General features: G+C 72.8%; 17 protein-coding genes. 12 read left to right on the top strand and 5 right to left on the bottom strand.

What is annotated here, in order from left to right; translation table 11 throughout:
* Positions 1-172 precede the first annotated feature (172 nt).
* Genes ACFWGJ_RS16095 through ACFWGJ_RS16080 form a run of 4 tightly spaced genes read left to right on the top strand, consistent with a single transcriptional unit; the run spans position 173 to position 4,902 of the window.
* Positions 173-1,324 carry a polyprenyl synthetase family protein gene (locus ACFWGJ_RS16095; protein ID WP_387324446.1) on the top strand — a complete coding sequence of 384 codons (1,152 nt, stop codon included), beginning with the start codon at positions 173-175 and terminating at the stop codon, positions 1,322-1,324.
* A complete protein-coding gene (gene crtI, locus ACFWGJ_RS16090) occupies positions 1,321-2,916 on the top strand; it encodes a phytoene desaturase family protein (protein ID WP_387324443.1) in 1,596 nt (531 codons plus the stop codon). Before ACFWGJ_RS16095 ends, crtI begins: the two co-directional genes overlap by 4 nt.
* Positions 2,903-3,898 carry a phytoene/squalene synthase family protein gene (locus ACFWGJ_RS16085; protein WP_387324442.1) on the top strand — a complete coding sequence of 332 codons (996 nt, stop codon included), beginning with the start codon at positions 2,903-2,905 and terminating at the stop codon, positions 3,896-3,898. Before crtI ends, ACFWGJ_RS16085 begins: the two co-directional genes overlap by 14 nt.
* The gene (locus ACFWGJ_RS16080; RefSeq protein ID WP_387324440.1) at positions 3,895-4,902 is read left to right on the top strand and encodes a DUF5914 domain-containing protein; all 1,008 of its coding nucleotides are present in this window, start codon (positions 3,895-3,897) and stop codon (positions 4,900-4,902) included. Before ACFWGJ_RS16085 ends, ACFWGJ_RS16080 begins: the two co-directional genes overlap by 4 nt.
* A 100-nt stretch (positions 4,903-5,002) precedes the next feature.
* On the opposite strand, the gene ACFWGJ_RS16075 is transcribed toward ACFWGJ_RS16080, so the two are convergent.
* The 5 genes from ACFWGJ_RS16075 to ACFWGJ_RS16055 form a co-directional block, all read right to left on the bottom strand.
* Positions 5,003-6,499 (bottom strand): FAD-dependent oxidoreductase, encoded by a 1,497-nt coding sequence (locus ACFWGJ_RS16075; RefSeq protein ID WP_387324482.1) that lies wholly within the window; start codon positions 6,497-6,499, stop codon positions 5,003-5,005.
* Between the two features lie 53 nt (positions 6,500-6,552).
* Complete coding sequence (locus ACFWGJ_RS16070; RefSeq protein WP_387324437.1) at positions 6,553-7,284, bottom strand: class I SAM-dependent methyltransferase; 732 nt, start codon at positions 7,282-7,284, stop codon at positions 6,553-6,555.
* Entirely contained in the window at positions 7,281-8,474 is a 1,194-nt protein-coding gene (locus tag ACFWGJ_RS16065) for a lycopene cyclase family protein (RefSeq protein ID WP_387324480.1), read from the bottom strand. Before ACFWGJ_RS16065 ends, ACFWGJ_RS16070 begins: the two co-directional genes overlap by 4 nt.
* A 26-nt stretch (positions 8,475-8,500) precedes the next feature.
* Positions 8,501-9,211, bottom strand: coding sequence for an SDR family NAD(P)-dependent oxidoreductase (locus ACFWGJ_RS16060; protein ID WP_387324434.1), 711 nt, complete (start codon positions 9,209-9,211; stop codon positions 8,501-8,503).
* Positions 9,212-9,381: 170 nt separating this feature from the next.
* Positions 9,382-9,840, bottom strand: a complete 459-nt coding sequence (locus tag ACFWGJ_RS16055) for an Lrp/AsnC family transcriptional regulator (protein ID WP_387324432.1) — start codon at positions 9,838-9,840, stop codon at positions 9,382-9,384.
* A gap of 62 nt (positions 9,841-9,902) precedes the next feature.
* On the opposite strand from ACFWGJ_RS16055, the gene ACFWGJ_RS16050 reads away from it, so the two are divergent.
* From ACFWGJ_RS16050 to ACFWGJ_RS16015, 8 genes are all read left to right on the top strand, one after another.
* Complete coding sequence (locus ACFWGJ_RS16050; protein ID WP_387324429.1) at positions 9,903-10,655, top strand: AzlC family ABC transporter permease; 753 nt, start codon at positions 9,903-9,905, stop codon at positions 10,653-10,655.
* Positions 10,648-10,974 carry a branched-chain amino acid transporter permease gene (locus ACFWGJ_RS16045; protein ID WP_387324426.1) on the top strand — a complete coding sequence of 109 codons (327 nt, stop codon included), beginning with the start codon at positions 10,648-10,650 and terminating at the stop codon, positions 10,972-10,974. Before ACFWGJ_RS16050 ends, ACFWGJ_RS16045 begins: the two co-directional genes overlap by 8 nt.
* 58 nt (positions 10,975-11,032) lie before the next feature.
* Positions 11,033-11,821, top strand: coding sequence for a thioesterase family protein (locus tag ACFWGJ_RS16040; protein WP_387324424.1), 789 nt, complete (start codon positions 11,033-11,035; stop codon positions 11,819-11,821).
* A 114-nt stretch (positions 11,822-11,935) separates the two neighbouring features.
* Positions 11,936-12,331, top strand: a complete 396-nt coding sequence (locus ACFWGJ_RS16035) for a DUF6153 family protein (RefSeq protein WP_387324421.1) — start codon at positions 11,936-11,938, stop codon at positions 12,329-12,331.
* 158 nt (positions 12,332-12,489) lie between these two features.
* Positions 12,490-13,149 (top strand): DUF305 domain-containing protein, encoded by a 660-nt coding sequence (locus tag ACFWGJ_RS16030; RefSeq protein WP_387324418.1) that lies wholly within the window; start codon positions 12,490-12,492, stop codon positions 13,147-13,149.
* Positions 13,150-13,408: 259 nt separating this feature from the next.
* Positions 13,409-15,298: a hypothetical protein gene (locus ACFWGJ_RS16025; protein ID WP_387324416.1), complete on the top strand. Its 1,890-nt coding sequence runs from the start codon at positions 13,409-13,411 to the stop codon at positions 15,296-15,298.
* 30 nt (positions 15,299-15,328) lie between these two features.
* Positions 15,329-15,772, top strand: a complete 444-nt coding sequence (locus ACFWGJ_RS16020; protein WP_387324413.1) for a hypothetical protein — start codon at positions 15,329-15,331, stop codon at positions 15,770-15,772.
* Positions 15,773-15,828: 56 nt separating this feature from the next.
* The gene (locus ACFWGJ_RS16015; protein ID WP_387324411.1) at positions 15,829-16,047 is read left to right on the top strand and encodes a hypothetical protein; all 219 of its coding nucleotides are present in this window, start codon (positions 15,829-15,831) and stop codon (positions 16,045-16,047) included.
* Positions 16,048-16,126 lie beyond the last annotated feature (79 nt).

Raw genomic sequence — 16,126 nt, 5'->3', positions numbered from 1 at the left:
CAGCCCCGTGCCTGTGAGGTGCCGCGCCCCCGTCGGAGCGCGGGGTGTTGCTCCAGTGGAGTGACTGCGACCGGCGACAGGTCCCGCACCGGGCAGGAATCAGCGCATCCGTTAACAGGTCCGCGAGAGAAGCACTGGTGTGCAGGTGACCGAGAGTGAAGGGGAGTTGTGCATGCTGGGACTCCGGCCCACCACGGCCGAAGCAGTCGTGCCCGTCGACGGTCCGCTCACGGCCCTGGAGGCCGTCCGCGCCGTCGAGGCCGAGCTAGGGCACGTACTCGACACCACGATGCGCAGGGCCTTCGACGTGGACGAGGTGTTCGCCCAGGATGTCGCCGGCCGGGTCACCGCCTTCGTCCGCCGGGGCGGCAAGCGGCTGCGCTCGGCGTTCGCGTGGTGCGGCTGGCGGGCCGCGGGCGGCTCGGGCGACCCCACCGCGCTCCTGCGGACCGCGGCCGCGCTCGAACTCGTACAGGCGTGCGCCCTGATACACGACGACGTCATGGACGGATCACCGGTGCGCCGCGGCGCACCGGCCGTCCATGTGGAACTGGCCCACATGCACCGGGCCGCGCGGATGACCGGCTCACCGGAGGCGTTCTCGACCGCCGTCGCGATACTCGCGGGTGACCTTGCCCTGGTGTGGGCGGACGACGTGCTGACCGAGACGGCGCTCGGTTCGCCGTACGGCACGCGGCTGTTCCACGAGTGGCAGGCCATGCGCACGGAGATGGTCGCCGGTCAGTACCGCGACATCCACGCGCAGGCCGCCGGGTCGTCGGGCGTCGACGAGGCCGTGGGCATCGCCACGCTCAAGAGCGCCCTGTACACGGTCGAGCGGCCCCTGGCGCTGGGCGCGTCCCTGGCCGGTGGCGACGAACACACCCTCAGCGCGCTCCGCTCGGCCGGGCGCTGTGCCGGGCTGGCCTTCCAGCTGCGGGACGACCTCCTCGGGACCTACGGCGACCCGAACCTGACCGGGAAACCGGCCGACGACGATCTGCGGACCCGCAAACTCACCTACCTCCTCGCGGTCGGTCTGTGGCTCGCCGACGCCGCCGGTGACGAGGAGGCGGCCGATGCCCTCGGCCCCCTGACCGACGGCGCCGGCGGCCGGACGGACGACGCGGTGGACCGGATGCGGGAGGCACTGCGGCGGACCGGCGCCAGGGATGTCGTGGAGTCCAAGATCTCGGAGCTGGCGGCGACCAGCGTGCGGCATTTCGCGGGGGCAACTGACGATCCCGTCGTACGGCGGGAGTTCACCACCTTGGTCGAGCGCGCTTCGGGCGTCGCGCTGGGCCCCACCGGGGAGGCGGCGTGAGAACGGTACCGGGGCGGACGGATCATGTCGTCGTGGTCGGTGCCGGACTGTCCGGCCTCGCCTGCGCGCTGCACCTGCTGGGCTCCGGCCGCCGGGTGACCGTCGTCGAACGGAACGCAGGACCGGGCGGCCGGGCCGGTCACGTACGCATGGGCGGTTTCGAGGTGGACACCGGTCCCACGGTGCTGACCATGCCGCACCTGGCCGACGAGGCCTTCGCCGCCGTGGGTGACAGCCTCGCCCGGCACGTCGAGCTGACGGCCCTGCACCCGGCCTACCGTGCGTCCTTCGCGGACGGGACCTCGCTCGACGTGCACACGGACGGCGAGGCAATGGAGTCGGAGGTGCGGCGCTTCGCGGGACCGGCCGAGGCGGCGGGCTACCGCGAGCTGAGGCAGTGGCTGGAACGGCTGTACCGGGCGCAGATGCGGCGCTTCATCGACACCAACTTCGACTCCCCCTTCCAACTCCTCCACCCGGACCTGGCCCGGCTGGCGGCACTGGGCGGCTTCGGACGACTGGACCGCCGTATCGGCCGCTTCCTCTCCGACCCTCGACTGCGCCGCATCTTCTCCTTCCAGGCCCTGTACGCCGGAGTCGCCCCGGCCAGGGCCCTCGCGGCGTACGCGGTGATCGCCTACATGGACACGGTGGCCGGCGTCTGGTTCCCGAAGAACGGCATCCACGCGCTGCCCCGGGGCATGGCGAACGCGGCGGCCGAGGCGGGCGCCGACTTCCGCTGGTCGACCGACGTGACCTCGCTCGAACAAGGCGGCGGCCGGGTGCGTGCCGTGCATGTCGCCTCGGGCGAACGCATCCCCTGCGACGCGGTGGTGCTGACCTGTGAACTGTCCACCGCGCACCAACTCGTCGGACGGACGCCCCGCCGCCCGGTGAAGCTGCGGCACTCACCGTCGGCCGTGGTGCTGCACGCGGGGACCGACCGTACGTGGCCCGGCCTGGCCCACCACAACCTCTCGTTCGGCGGAGCCTGGGAGACCACCTTCGAAGAACTGACCCGGTCGGGGAAGCTGATGAGCGACCCGTCCCTGCTCATCACCCGGCCGACGGCGCACGACCCCGCCCTCGCACCGCCGGGCAAACACCTGCACTACGTGCTGGCCCCCTGCCCGAACACCGACCTCGGCCCCTCCGCCGAGGAGTGGCGGGACCTCGGCCCGCGCTACCGCGACAGCCTGGTCGCCGAACTGGAACGTCGTGGCCTGCACGGATTCGCCGACAGCGTGCAGGAGGAACTGCTGGTGACGCCGCTGGACTGGGCGGCGCAGGGACACGCGGCGGGCAGCCCGTTCTCGGTGTCCCACACCTTCGCCCAGACAGGACCGTTCCGCCCGCGCAACCTGGTGCGCGGCCTGGAGAACGTCGTGCTGGCCGGCTGCGGCACCACCCCCGGCGTCGGTGTGCCGACGGTGCTCATCAGCGGAAAGCTCGCCGCCGCACGCGTCACGGGCGGCGCCACTGGCGGCGTCACCGGCGGCGTCCGGGGCAGTGGCCCGCGTGTCCGTCCCGTACCGCGCGCGGCACGTTCCGCCGCGCTCGCCACCGAGGAAGGTGTTCATGACCCGTCGTGAGCTGGACGCCGCAGACATCACCGATCCCGCCCTGCGCACGGCCTACGCCCAGTGCCGGCAGCTCAATGCCCGCCACGGCCGGACCTACTTCCTGGCCACCCGCCTGCTCCCGGTGGAACGCCGCTCCGCGGTCCACGCGCTGTACGGTTTCGCGCGCTGGGCGGACGACATCGTGGACGACCTCGACCGGCACCGGACGCCCGACGAGCGCGACCGGCTGCTGCGGAGCCTGGAGAGCGACCTCGCGCACGGGCTGCGTACCGGAACCGGCGACGAGCCGGTGGTCCGGGCCGTGGCCGACACCGCGAGCCGGTACGACATCGAACACACGCTGTTCGCCGACTTCCTGGCCTCGATGCGCAGTGACCTGCACATCACCGACTATCCGACCTACGCCGACCTGCGCGCCTACATGCACGGTTCGGCCGCGGTGATCGGACTGCAGATGCTGCCCGTGCTGGGCACGGTCACCTCGCGCGAGGAGGCGGCGCCGCACGCCGCCGACCTGGGGGTGGCCTTCCAGCTCACCAACTTCCTGCGCGACGTGGGCGAGGACCTGGACCGGGGCCGCGTCTACCTGCCCGCTGACCTGCTCGCGGCCCACGGCGTGGAACGTCCGCTCCTGGAGTGGAGCCGCCGCACGGGACGCCCCGACGCGAGGATCCGCCGGGCGCTCGTCGCCGCGGAGGACCTGACCAGGAAGGTCTACCGGGCGGCGGAGCCGGGCATCGCCATGCTGGACCCGCGGACGCGGCCCTGCATCCGCACCGCGTTCACGCTCTACGGCGGCATTCTCGACGCGATCGCGGACCAGGACTACACAGTGCTGCACCGCCGCGCGGTCGTCTCGCGCGGTCGCCGCGCTGCGACGGCCGCCGCGGGGATCGTCGGCATCGCCAGGGCGCGCTGGGGCGCTCGGGCCTCGCATCGGACATCGACGGCGGGCGTCACGGCCCTGCCGCGGAAGGGACCCGTGCGGTGAGCGAGCGAGCGAAACGGGCCGGCTGGACATCTCCGTTGCGGCGGCGCCACCGGTCGGACTGGGCGGCACAGCCGTCGACCTGGCAGGAGGCACGTCCGGCGGTCATCGCCGACGCGCTGAAGCGGGCGTCCGCGCGTCCGTCCGGGAACTGGTTCGTCGTGGGTGCCTCGCGGGACGTGCGCGTCGGTGAGCGCCCGTACGGCAGAACGGTCGGCGGCGTCGAAGTCGTGCTGTGGCGGACGGAGTCGGGCGAACTGCGGGCGGGCCCGGGCGCCTGCCCGCACCTCGGCGCCCCGCTGCGCGACAGCCGGGTGGTGTGCGGCACGCTGGTGTGCCACTGGCACGGACTGGCCCTGGACGGAGGGTCGTTCGCCGGGTGGGATCCCTTTCCCGCCCACGACGACGGTGTGCTCGTCTGGGTCCGGCTGGACTCGGTCGGCGGCGAGGATCCGTCCGAGCTGCCTGTGGTGCCGGAGCGGCCGACGACGGGCAGCGGCGTGGACGCCGTCTTCACGGCCGTCGGCCGGTGCGAGCCCGAGGACGTCGTCGCCAACCGGCTCGACCCGTGGCACGGCTCGTGGTTCCACCCTTACTCGTTCGTCGACCTGACGGTGACCCGCCCGCCGCTGGGCGAGGCGGACGACGCGTTCGCCGTCGATGTCTCCTTCCGCCTGACGGACCGTCTGGTCGTGCCGGTGCGGGCGGAGTTCACGGCGCCCGGACCACGTACCGTGGTGATGCGCATCACCGAGGGTGAGGGGACCACGTCCGTGGTCGAGACCCACGCCACGCCGCTGACCGGTGAGGCCGCGGAGCAGCCGCGGACCGCCGTGGTCGAGGCGGTCGTGGCCGCCTCGAACCGGCGGGGTTTCGCCCTGGCACGGGCTGCTGCCCCCGCGCTCCGCCCGTTGATGCGCCGGACGGCCGGCCGGCTGTGGCGCGACGACCTGGCCTACGCGGAGCGCCGCTGGGCGTTGCGCAGCACGGGTCGCTTTCCGGGCTGAGCGAAAGGGGCGTCGGCGGCGGACCAGGGCTGGTCCGTCGCTGACACCGGCTTCCGGCCTCCGGCACGAGCGTCTTCGACGGCTTCGCGAGGAGCGTGGCTCAGCGGCTCCCGACCGCGCCGAGCGCCCGCAGGACGGGCGAACGGCCCGCCCGGGGCACCGTCCACAGCACCTGGCCCCGGACTCCCCAGCCGGCCAGCAGCGCATTGGCCGCCAGGAAGCCGGTCGTCGCGGCGCGTTCCATGAGGGCCACGGGCAGGTCGCAGCGGATCGCGTCACCGGCGAGGGTGACCTGCGGATGAGGGGTGGTCACCGTGGGCCGCCGGGCGTGGGAACCGACCGGGAAGAGAGGGCAGTCGGAGCGCCACTCGTGCCGGGCGTCCACGATCCGCGCCTCGCGCGTCTCCGGGTACACCTGGTGCAGGCGGTCGACGAGGCGGGACTGCACGGCGTCGGGCTGCGCGTCCTCCGGAACGGCGTACGCGTGCAGTTCCACCACCGCGCCGGCGTTACGGGACGACCATCGGGCCGCCTCGTCCTCGTAGCGGTCCAGGACACTGATGTTGTCGAGGCCGTCGTAGCCGCTGGTGCCGAGGAACGCGGGGCGGTCGGCGCGGACCGGACGGTCGAGCCAGAGCCGCGAGACGAGAAACCGCGGAGCGGTGCGCAGACCGGCGACGTCATCGCGCCAGGCGGCGGTGCCGAGCCCCGGTGACGCCGCGACAAGTCCGCGCAGGGCTCCGGCGTCGAGGGCGAGCACCGCCGCCTCGTGACGGTCCACGGCGTCGTCCGTCCGTACGTCCACTCCCCCGCCCTCGCGCGGCTGGACGGCGCGCACCGGCGTGCCGGTGCGGACCTGCGTCCCGAGCCGCTGGAGGTACGCGCCGAGCGGGTCCCACAGCGCCTGGGGGAAGGGAGCGGTCGGTACGTCGAAGAGCAGGCCCTCGGACGAACCGAGGAAGTAGATGTGGAACATCAGCAGGAGTTCCGCGGCGGACAGTTCACGTGGATCGGCGAAGAAGCTGCGGGAGAACACCTCGAACGCCAGATGGTGCGCGGCTTCCGGGAAGCGGACGCTTTCGAGGAAGTGGGTCGCGCTGACCGAGTCGAAGCGCTCGTAGACCTCGGGTACGCGGACGTCGAGGAGTGGCAGCGCGGCCCTGGCGTCCATCGCGGCGAGGTCGCGCCAGCCGAATGTGGGGCTGAGGGCGACGAACCCGAGGGCGCTGAGGGGTGGTGTGCGCGGTACGCGGGCGAAGCTGTCCGTCAGTCCACCGCTGTGCTGCAGCGGGTAGTCGGGCAGTGGCCGGAGCCGGTCGAGGGCCGGATCCATTCGCCGCAGCAGGCCACGGAGGTTGTAGTACTGGCGGAAGAAGGCGTGGAAGCCCCGGCTCATGGTGGCCTCCCCGCCGTCGGCCAGCCGGGTCTGCCAGCCGGCGAGCCGGCCGCCGAGCGATTCGTCCCGCTCGTAGAGGGTCACGCGGGCCCCTCGTTCGGCCAGGAGGGTGGCAGCGGAGAGGCCCGCGATCCCCCCGCCGATCACGGCGACACTCGGGGTGTCCGCGGAGGCGAAGCGCTGCAGACCGGGCGCGGGCATCACGACCTCGGCCTTGCGGTCCCTGCCTCGCCGGGCTGCCTGTCGCGGATCGTTCACCGTGCGTACTCCGTAGTGGCCGCCGAGCCCTCCTGGGCAAGGAAGGTGTGCACGATCCCGGTCTGCCACCCGGCGACGGGCAGGGCGCGCACGGCCGTGAACCCGGCTCTCCGCAGCCGGTCGCCGAACTCGGGAACCGTGTCGAAGTCGAGGACGCTGCGCCACAGGTGGTGGTACAGCCCGCGGTCACCGCTGACACTTCCCGCGGGGAGTATCACGCCTCGGCAGACCGCGGTCCACAGGGCTCGGTGGACGGCGGAACCGCTGAGGCTGTACTCGTGGACGGCGAGCCGTCCGCCCGGGCGCAGCAAGCTCCGAACGGTCCTGAGGACGTCGTCCGCGTCCGTGACGTTGCGCAGCAGGTAGGCGGCGAACACCGCGTCGTAGGGCCCCTCGTCCGCGGCGGCCAGTGCCTCGGCCGTCATGTGCTGGAAGCGCACGCGGTCGGGCCAGGGTTTGGACCGTGCGCGCGCCAGCATGCCGGACGACGCGTCGACGGCCGTGATGCGGGCGCGGGGCGCGGCCTGGAGAAGGGCCCGGGTGGAGGCGCCCGTTCCGCACCCCAGGTCGAGCACGTGCAGACCGGCGCCGGCGCGGGGCAGCCGAAGCCGTCGCGCGGAACGCAGGAGGTCGGTGCGGTATCCGGGGTTGAGGCCTGTGAGACGGTCGTAGCTGTGCGAAGCGTGGTCGAAGGCGGATGCCAGGTCGTGGTCACGCAACAGGGTCATCGGTGGCTCTCTCCGATACGTGGGGCTGGGTGGATACGGCGCCGCAGGAAAGGGAGTTCGACGGTCGTCCGGAGCATGGGGCCCACGGGAGTGCGCAGGCCGATGCCCCAGTCCTCCCAGGGTGCGGTGCGCCCGTCCAGGAAACGCAGCAGCCGCTCCGGCGGAACGTGGCGGAACAGGCCGGTGAAGAAGCCGGGTCCGTCGATCCGCCCGGTGTCCAGGGCCCGCAGCAGGATCGCGTCCATGGCCAGGACGCGCCGCGCATGCGGCCGGGGCGCGATCGCACGGCCGTCGCGGAGAGCCGCGGCGATGGCCCGGCTCTGCCGCTGCACCGCGGCGAAGGTGTAACCGGTCGCCGGGCGGGTGGCGCCACCGGCGGTCCCGATCCGGGAGACGGCTGTGCCGATCCGGCGGGGGAAGCGCGCGTCGGTCATGGGGATGACACCCTGCTCGGCCCGCTCGACGGTGAACGCGCCGAGTTCGAGGATCTCCCGGCAGTAATGCCCCAGCGCCGACTCGTACGCCGCACGGGTCAGCGGGGTCCGGGAGAACTCGGTGTACTCGACGAGCGCGCGGTTCGGCGCGAGCGGCAGTACGTATCCGAAGGCGAGGCCGTGGCGCGGCTGCGGCACCCGGAAGTCCATCAGGTCCGCGACCGCCGGGTCGAACCGGTCCGTGTCCGTGCGCACGAACCAGCCGCGGAAATGCTGGAGCAGTTGCGTCCGGGCCGGCGGCAGGGCCGGGAGGGGACGGGAGTCGAACACATGGCGGGCCCGGAGGGTCAGTGGGCGGCCGTCCGGCGCCGTGCACCTGACCTCGGCTCCTCCTGAGGTGTCGCGCACCGTGTCCGCCGTCGCGCGCACGACGCGCGTACCGGGCGATCGGGCGATCCTGGAGTGCGCCCACTGCTCGAAGTCCGTGGAGCGGAGCATGCGGTAGCGCAGCGGGGAGGGATCCACGGTGATCGCGCCGCCGTCGGCGTCGTGAATGCGCAGCCGCGACCAGGACGCGGCCACCGCTTCGTCGAGTTCACCGGTGTCCGCGTCCCAGTAGCACCAGGTCCGCTCGGGCGCGCGCAGCGGGCCGTCCGGCGCTTCCACCAGGGTGACGGTCGTGGAATCGGTCGCCGCCAGGCGCTGCGCGAGGCTGAGTCCGGACGCGCCGCCGCCCAGGATGATCACGTCGGACATCTCGTCCGGGGCGTGGGAGCCCCGGGTCACCGGGCGCGCCGTTCGACGACCGGTGTTCCGTCGGGCGCCGTGCGCAGCAGCTCGGCGTCCGCCGCCATCGCCTCCGCGACCGCCCTGACGACCTCGCGCGGATCGCCTCCCGCGGGCAGCGGCGGGGGCGTGCCGACGACGGCGCGGTCGGCGAAGCCGGTGTCCAGGTGTCCGGGCCGGACCTCCAGGACCCGGATGCCCGCGGTCCGTGCCTCGCGGCGCACGGCGCCGAGCCAGGCACTCAGTGCGGCCTTCGAAGCGCTGTAGTCGGCCATCCCGGCCTGTGGGCGTTCGGCGACGACACCGGTGAACGCGACGATCAGGGAGCCGGGCTCCATGGTGGCGAGGGCGGCACGGAAGAAGGCCGCCGGTGCCAGGACGTTGACCGCCATCAGATGCTCGGCGACCTCGTCACCGACCGCCGGCGCCCCTCCGAAGGCGACCGTCCCGAAGACCGTGACCACGGCGTCCAGCCCGCCCAGGGCGTCCGCGGCGGAACTCACGGCGCGGGCGCAGGACTCGGGGGCGTACGCGTCGAACAGGACGGTCGGAGCGTCCTGGCAGGCCCGGGCAGCGCGGTCGAGACGGGCTCGGTCCCGTCCTGCGAGCGCCGGGCGCGCACCACGGCCCACGAGCTCCGCGGTGAGCGCGCCGCCGAGGACACCGGTGGCTCCGGCCACCAGCACCCGCGCGCCGTTGATTTCCACGTCTCTTCTCCCGATCACGAGGCAGGCGGGCTGCGCCCCCCTGTCACACCAGTGGTTCCGTGCGCCGGCGGTACATGGATGCGCCGGACAAGGATCAATCGAAGTCAACCGCAAACGATGCCGCTCGGCGCGTCGCCCCGCACGAGGTCCGGCCCGGCGTCCGAAACGCGTCAGCCGACGGACTTGATCGTCTTCATCGTGAGGTGGGAGGTGAAGCGCAGGACGCCGGGAAGTCCGGCGAGCTTGCCGGTGAGGAACGCCTCGCATGCGGCGTGGTCGGCGACGGCGGCGCGGATGAAGTAGTCGGGCCGGCCGTACATACGGCGGAACTCGGTGACCTCCTCGTACGACGCGACGGTCTTCTCGAAGTCCTCGAAACTCTTGCGGTCGTTGGCGTAGATCTCGACGTCGATCAGGACCTCCAGGCTGCGGCCGAGGGCGCCGGGATCGACCAGGGCCCGGTATCCGGTGATGACACCTGCCTCCTCCAGACGCCTGACGCGGCGCAGGCACGGCGGCGGGGTGAGACCGACCCGCTTGGCCAGCTCGACGTTGGTCAGACGACCGTCCTCACGCAGATGAAACAGAATTTCACGATCTGTGGAATCGAGTGCCACTTCATTGCTCACACGGCGACTGTACAGCCATGATACGCAACCAAATAAGGCAACATCTTGCCTAAAATGTCTCCATGCGAATACGTCCTGCCGACGCCGTTCCTGCGGCGGCGCCACCTGCCTCCGGCCTCACGGGCCGGGCACCGTCCGAAGCGCGGGCCGCCTTCCACGCCTCGCTCTCCGTAGGCCTCGGGTTCGTACCGCTCGGTCTCGCCTTCGGGGCGCTGGTCGTCCAGTCGGGGCTGGACTGGTGGTGGGCCGGCCTGTCCGCCGCGGTCGCGTTCGGCGGCTCGTTCGAGTTCCTGCTGATCGGCCTGGTCGTCGCGGCCGCTCCCCTGGCGTCGGTCGCCGTGGCGGCGTTCATGGTGAACCTGCGGCATGTCTTCTACGCCCTGTCGTTCCCCCTGCACCGGGTGGGGGGCCGCCTCGGCAAGGCGTACAGCACCTTCGCGCTGTGCGACGAGGCGTACGCGCTGGCCTCCACCGAGCGAGCACGTTCCTGGCCCGGTCCCCGTGTGCTGTGGATGCAGTGCTACCTGCACGTGTACTGGACCGGGAGCGCGCTGACCGGGGCGCTCCTCGGCTCCCTCATCCCCGAGGGCGTCACCGGCCTCGACTTCGCTCTGACCGCTCTGTTCACCGTGCTGGCTCTCGACGCCCTGCGGGACCTGCACGGCGACGTGTCCGCCCCACTGCTCGCCGTCCTGAGCGCCCTCGTGGCCCGCTTCCTCTTCCCCGGGCAGCTGCTGCTGGTCGCGTTCACCCTGTTCACCGCCGCCCTTCTGGCCCGGCACCTCATGACCACCGGGAGGCCGAGCCGTGCCTGACACCGAGTACGCCGTCGCCGCCGTCCTGGTCACCGCCGCCGTCACCTGGGCGCTGCGGGCCCTGCCGTTCGCGGCTCTCGCCCCGCTACGGGCCAGCAGTACGGTGCGGTACCTGAGTACGCGTATGCCGGTCGGCGTCATGGTCATCCTGGTCGTCTACTGTCTGCCCGACCTTCCGGTGACCGAGGCCCGCACGGTGGCCCCGGTCGCCGCGCTGGCCGTCACCGTCGGTCTGCACCTGTGGCGCCGCAACGCGCTGCTCAGCATCCTCGGCGGCACCGCCGTCCACGTGTTGCTGACGAGCGCCGTACTCACCTGAGGTGCCGCCCGCCCGCGTCCCTCTCCCCACCCGCACAGCCTGTAAGGAACACGCCCCGTTGAACACCGGCAGCTACTTCGAACGCGTCGACGACCACCGCTACAAGCCCACCCCGCACGCGGGCGGGGCGTGGGACGCCGACGAGATGCACGTCAGCCCGCTCGCCGGTCTGGTGGTCCACGCCCTCGACCGTCACCTCGCCCGGAACCGGGACAGCGGCCTCGTGCTGTCGCGGATCAGTTTCGACATCCTCGGGCGCCTCGCGCTCGACGAGTGCGAGATCCGGATCGAGACCCTTCGGCCGGGCCGCACCATCGAACTCATCGAGGCCGTCGTTCACATCGCGGGCCGCCCCGTCGTGCAGGCCCGCGCCTGGCTCCTCGCGTCCGGCGACACCGCCGCCGTCGCGGGCGGCGCGGGCGACCGGCTCATACCGCCGGATGCGCTCGACTCCTGGCCGCTGACGTCGGTCTGGCCGGGCGGCTACATCGCCTCCTTGGACGTCCGGCCAGTCGCGCCCCCGCAGCCGGGGCGCGCGACCGTGTGGCTGACCACCGGCCTGGACCTGGTCGCCGGTGAGCCGGCCGGCCCGCTCGCCTCGTACGTCGCGCTCGTCGACACCGCCAACGGCATCGCCGTACGCCGTCCGCCCAGCGCCTGGATGTTCCCCAACGTGGACCTGACCATCCACCTCCACCGCCGGCCCGAGGGCGGCTGGACCGGCCTGGACACCACCGTCGTCTTCGGTCCCACGGGACAGGGCGTCACGAGCACCGTCCTCCACGACACGGCCGGCCCCGTCGGGCACGCCCAGCAGATCCTGACGATCCGGCCTCAGCCCTCCTGAACCGGTGGGGCGGTCGCCTTCAAGGTGTCAGTGCCTGGCAGGGCGACACCGGTACGCGGCCGGGGGGCGAGCCCGGTACCCGCCCCGGCGGGCGGTGCCCCCTACGATGAGCACGTGACCACGCCCGCCCGAGCAGACCGCCGCCCCTCCGGGCGATTGTTCGTGCTGCTGGTCCTGGCGGTGCTGGCCGGTGTGCTGGGTATGCACGCGCTGGCACCCGGTGGGGTTCCGGCGGCGGGTGCCGGGCACGAGATGGTGATGGCCGCGGCGGACAGCATGCCGCACGCGGACACAGGTTGCTCGCACACCGACGGCGGGTCCGGCCACCTCGATCATGCGGACGGCACGTGTGCCGCCGCCGGTACGAGTGCGGCGTACACCCCGCCGGCGCTCGCCGACGCGGTCCTGGACGTACCCGCCGCCACTTCCCCCGTGGTGGCGGCCACCGGCTGGACGCATGAGGGCCGGGCCCCGCCCGACCTCTCCGAACTGCAACTTCTCCGGATATAGAGCCCCCGCACGGCATCGGCACGCCTGAGCCCGGTTTTGGGCCTGCAGCCTGTGGCTGGAGGCAGGTGGCAAGTGGCCGATGCCGTCCTCGCGCTCGCTCTCACTGTCCATGACATCGCGCGCCGTCTCACCGGCGCGCGTCAAGGAGTTGCACCCTCATGATCTGCAAGCGTTCACTTGTCCGCCGTACGGCCGTCGTCACCGTCGCGGGTGCCGCGGCGCTCGTGCTGGCCGCGTGTGGTGGCGACAGCGACAACGGCGACGCGTCCGGGCACGACGGACACGGCGCCGGCTCCAGTTCGGCATCGGCATCGGCATCGGCATCGGCATCGGCATCGGCATCGGTGCAGGAGAAGCACAACAGGGCCGACGTGGCCTTCGCCCAGGGGATGATTCCCCACCACCGCCAGGCCGTGGAGATGGCCGACCTCGCCGAGGGACGGGCTCGGTCCGCCGAGGTGAAGGAACTCGCCGCCGGCATCAAGAAGGCCCAGGGGCCGGAGATCAAGACGCTGTCCGGCTGGCTCACTTCCTGGGGTGAGGACGTGCCCGCCGAGGGCGGCATGGACCACTCGATGCATGACACGGGCGCGATGATGACCGACGAGGAGATGACCGAGCTCGAAAACGCCGCGGGTACGGCCTTCGACACCGCCTTCCTGAAGCTGATGATCAGGCATCACGAGGGTGCGGTGGCCATGGCGAAGACCGAGCAGGCCGACGGCATGTCCGCTGCCGCCATGAAACTGGCCGGCCGGATCATCACCGCGCAGAGCACCGAGATCGACCGGATGAACAAGCTCCTCGGCAGGAGCTGACCCACCGGACGGGTGCGGGGCGGGCGCCGTCGAGGCCCGCCCCGTTCCCCGCCCCGCGCCGGCTTCCGCGGTGTGCTCGGAGTGACGTGATCGGCTCCCGTCCGGCTGCCCGGCGGGGCGGTCGTCAAGCGGAGCGCCCCCCGCGTGCTCCCGCACCACGGCCCGTCGGACAGGCGTCCCACGAAGTCGCTCCGACCCCCTTTCGGCGCTGCTAACTTCGCGCCATCGCAACGTGCGGCAACCCGGGGGAGGCGGCTTCATGGCCGAAGGGACACAGGACGACAGGGCCTACGGAAGGTCCGCGGATCCGGCCGAGGACGCGGCCGAGCATCTTGCCGCAGCCATCGGGACACCTGCCTGGGCGGACGCCCGGGACGGCGTGCTCGGCCTCGTACCGGACGACGAGCCGGAGGTGAACGAGCGGATCGAGGCCTGGGCGACCATCGCGGCCTCCCACGAGGGCGAGCGGCTGACCAGCTTCCTGACGGAGTCGCTGCCGGAGTTCCGGGAGATGATCGAGAGGGCCGTCGCGGACCACCCCGAACGTGCCGAAGAGGCCCGCCGGTTCGCGGATTCCGTGCAGTCACTCCTCCCCTCGCCGGACGGCACCACGACCCAGGTCGCCGTGGCGACCGGGCACGGCACCGTCAACTCCGTACAGAACGGCAACATCTACTACGAGGTCGTGCTCGGTCTGGCCCCACGGCCGCCCCGGAGGACGAGCCTCGCCAAGACGGTCGGCATCACGGCCTCGGCGGCGACGGTGTCGGCCGGCGGTGGCCTCGCCGCCGCCGATCACCTCACCACCGAAGCCGTACGGGCGGCCGGCACCGCTTCGGGGCCCGGCGCGCCGATCGCCGACCCGGTCCAGGCATCCACCGCGGCCACGCAGACCGCGGGATCCACCGCTGCGTCCGGTGCCGGAGCCTCGGCGCCCGGGACGACGGCCGCCGCCAAGGCCGCCGCCGCCCTCACCAAGGCCACCGCAGCCGTGGGCAAGGCTCTGGCCTTCGGCGGCGCCGGGGCCGCCGGCGTCAGCATGCCCGTGGTGGTGGGCGTGGTCACGGTCGTGGTGGTCGTGACCACCACCGTGACCGTCGTCCTGCCACCCGTCCTGGACCGGGCGTCCTGTGACAAGGCCGCCGAGGGCCGCACGACCAAGGCGGTCCTGGCGGAGGCCGCCAGGCGCATGGAGGCGACGAGCTTCCGCTACGACGTCACCCGCGGTCGGCGCCACGTCACCGGGGCGGCGGACCCGCACGCCCGGACGGCCTGGTTCCGGCAGGGCCTGACCGGTGGCCCGGTCACCAGCGGCACGATCGACCGGGGCAGGGTCGTGCTGCCCACCGGTACGGCCACTCCCTCCGGGGCCGATGCCCGGTGGGTGAGGGCGGACGGCGCCTTCGTGGACGCCGTCGACCCCGCCGCGCCGGCGCGGGAACTCCGCTCGGTGGTACGGGCGCGGCGGGAGGGCTGCACCTTTACGGGGACGCTGACCCCCGCGGCCGAACCCACCGAAAGCGCTGGATCCACCGGATCGGCTGGGACGGATGGATCGGCCGCACCGGTCGGCGCGCGATCGGGCACCGCACCGGTCGACGCGCGGTCGCGCACCGTGCCGGCCGCCGACCCCGCGGCGGCACCCTTCGCGCCGACGGGGACGGGCGAGAACCCCACCGTGGATTTCCGCGCACGTATCGACAACCTCGGCCGGCTCGTGCGGCTGTCCACCGAGGCGGCCGGTGACCGGTCGCCCGCCTCCGCCCGCTACTGGGACTTCGGGCTGACCGTGACCGCGTCGGTGCCGCCCCCGTCCGGTGACGCGTCGAAGCCGGCCGAGGCCGCCAGCCTGACGGGCGCATGGACCGGAGACTGGTCCACGGGCTTCGGCACCGGAGGATTCACGGCCACCCTGTCCCAGGACGGGGACCGACTCACCGGAGACCTGAAGGTCACCGGAGTGCCCTGCTCACTGGACGGGTCCCTCGACGGCACGCTCGACGGCGACCGCATCACCTTCGGCAGCGTGAGCAGCGAGAAGAGGATCACGTTCACCGGGAGTGTGGACGGCGACACCATGCGCGGCACCTTCGAGACCGACTGTTACGACGCCTCCGGTCCGTGGACCGCACGGCGCTCCGGCTCCTGACCTTGCTCCGAACCGAGGAAAGGCATCCGCATGATCCCCGAATGGCTGTCCACACTCACCGCGGCCGGCTCCGCCGCCCTGGTCAACGCCGCTTCCACCGACGCCTGGCAGGGCGCCCGCGAGCGCTTCGCCAGGTTGCTGGGCCGCGGCGATCCCGACCGTACCGAGGCCGCGGCCCGGCGTCTGGACGAACTGCGGCGCGTCGCCGGCCTGCCCGGCAACGAGCGTGAGCTGGCCGACGCCCGCCACGCCTGGCGCCTGCGGCTCCAGGACCTGCTGGAGGACCACCCGGACGCCGCCGTCGACCTGCGGTCCGCGATCGCCGGGCTGCCCCTGCCCAGGCACACCTCCGCCGCCGTGAACCGCCAGGACAACCACGCGCGTGAGCACGGCACCGTGAACGCGGTGCTGAACGGCGACCTGACGATCCACGGGACCCGTCCAACGGGGTCGGGCGGAGCCGATCCTTCCTGACAAGCCCGCTCGCCGCCCGCAGGCATTCGTCCGGGAACAGCGGGAACATGGGTTCCATGACAAAGCATGATGACGACTCGCACACGCACCACGCGCCCGGCTCCCAGCCGAGCGTCCGCCCCGGTTCCGATGAACCGCAGACGATCCCGGTGCCGACACCTCCCGTCGCATGGGACAGCGAACCCACGGACCCGGCCGACCTCGCCGACGAGGAGGCCGAGCCGGAGCAGCCCGCAGCCCGCGAAAAGCCGAAGACGGCGTCGCAGGACGACTGACCCCTGCCGGGAGTGCGCCGGCAGCCGGCGGTACACGGTGACGAGCCGGGCCGGAGCACCTGACGGGTGACTCCGGCCC

This window comes from Streptomyces sp. NPDC060205, from assembly GCF_042728395.1.
Lineage (GTDB): Bacteria > Actinomycetota > Actinomycetes > Streptomycetales > Streptomycetaceae > Streptomyces.
Note: the sequence above shows the minus strand (reverse complement) of the source record. Positions and strands in the feature narration are given on the sequence as shown.

Bases quoted from the DNA above. Each gene is read 5' to 3' on its own strand.
- ACFWGJ_RS16095 (WP_387324446.1), top strand. From the start codon at position 173: ATGCTGGGACTCCGGCCCACCACGGCCGAAGCAGTCGTGCCCGTCGAC.
- ACFWGJ_RS16085 (WP_387324442.1), top strand. From the start codon at position 2,903: ATGACCCGTCGTGAGCTGGACGCCGCAGACATCACCGATCCCGCCCTG.
- ACFWGJ_RS16075 (WP_387324482.1), bottom strand. From the start codon at position 6,499: ATGCCCGCGCCCGGTCTGCAGCGCTTCGCCTCCGCGGACACCCCGAGT.
- ACFWGJ_RS16070 (WP_387324437.1), bottom strand. From the start codon at position 7,284: ATGACCCTGTTGCGTGACCACGACCTGGCATCCGCCTTCGACCACGCT.
- ACFWGJ_RS16065 (WP_387324480.1), bottom strand. From the start codon at position 8,474: ATGTCCGACGTGATCATCCTGGGCGGCGGCGCGTCCGGACTCAGCCTC.
- ACFWGJ_RS16050 (WP_387324429.1), top strand. From the start codon at position 9,903: ATGCGAATACGTCCTGCCGACGCCGTTCCTGCGGCGGCGCCACCTGCC.
- ACFWGJ_RS16030 (WP_387324418.1), top strand. From the start codon at position 12,490: ATGATCTGCAAGCGTTCACTTGTCCGCCGTACGGCCGTCGTCACCGTC.
- ACFWGJ_RS16025 (WP_387324416.1), top strand. From the start codon at position 13,409: ATGGCCGAAGGGACACAGGACGACAGGGCCTACGGAAGGTCCGCGGAT.
- ACFWGJ_RS16020 (WP_387324413.1), top strand. From the start codon at position 15,329: ATGATCCCCGAATGGCTGTCCACACTCACCGCGGCCGGCTCCGCCGCC.
- ACFWGJ_RS16015 (WP_387324411.1), top strand. From the start codon at position 15,829: ATGACAAAGCATGATGACGACTCGCACACGCACCACGCGCCCGGCTCC.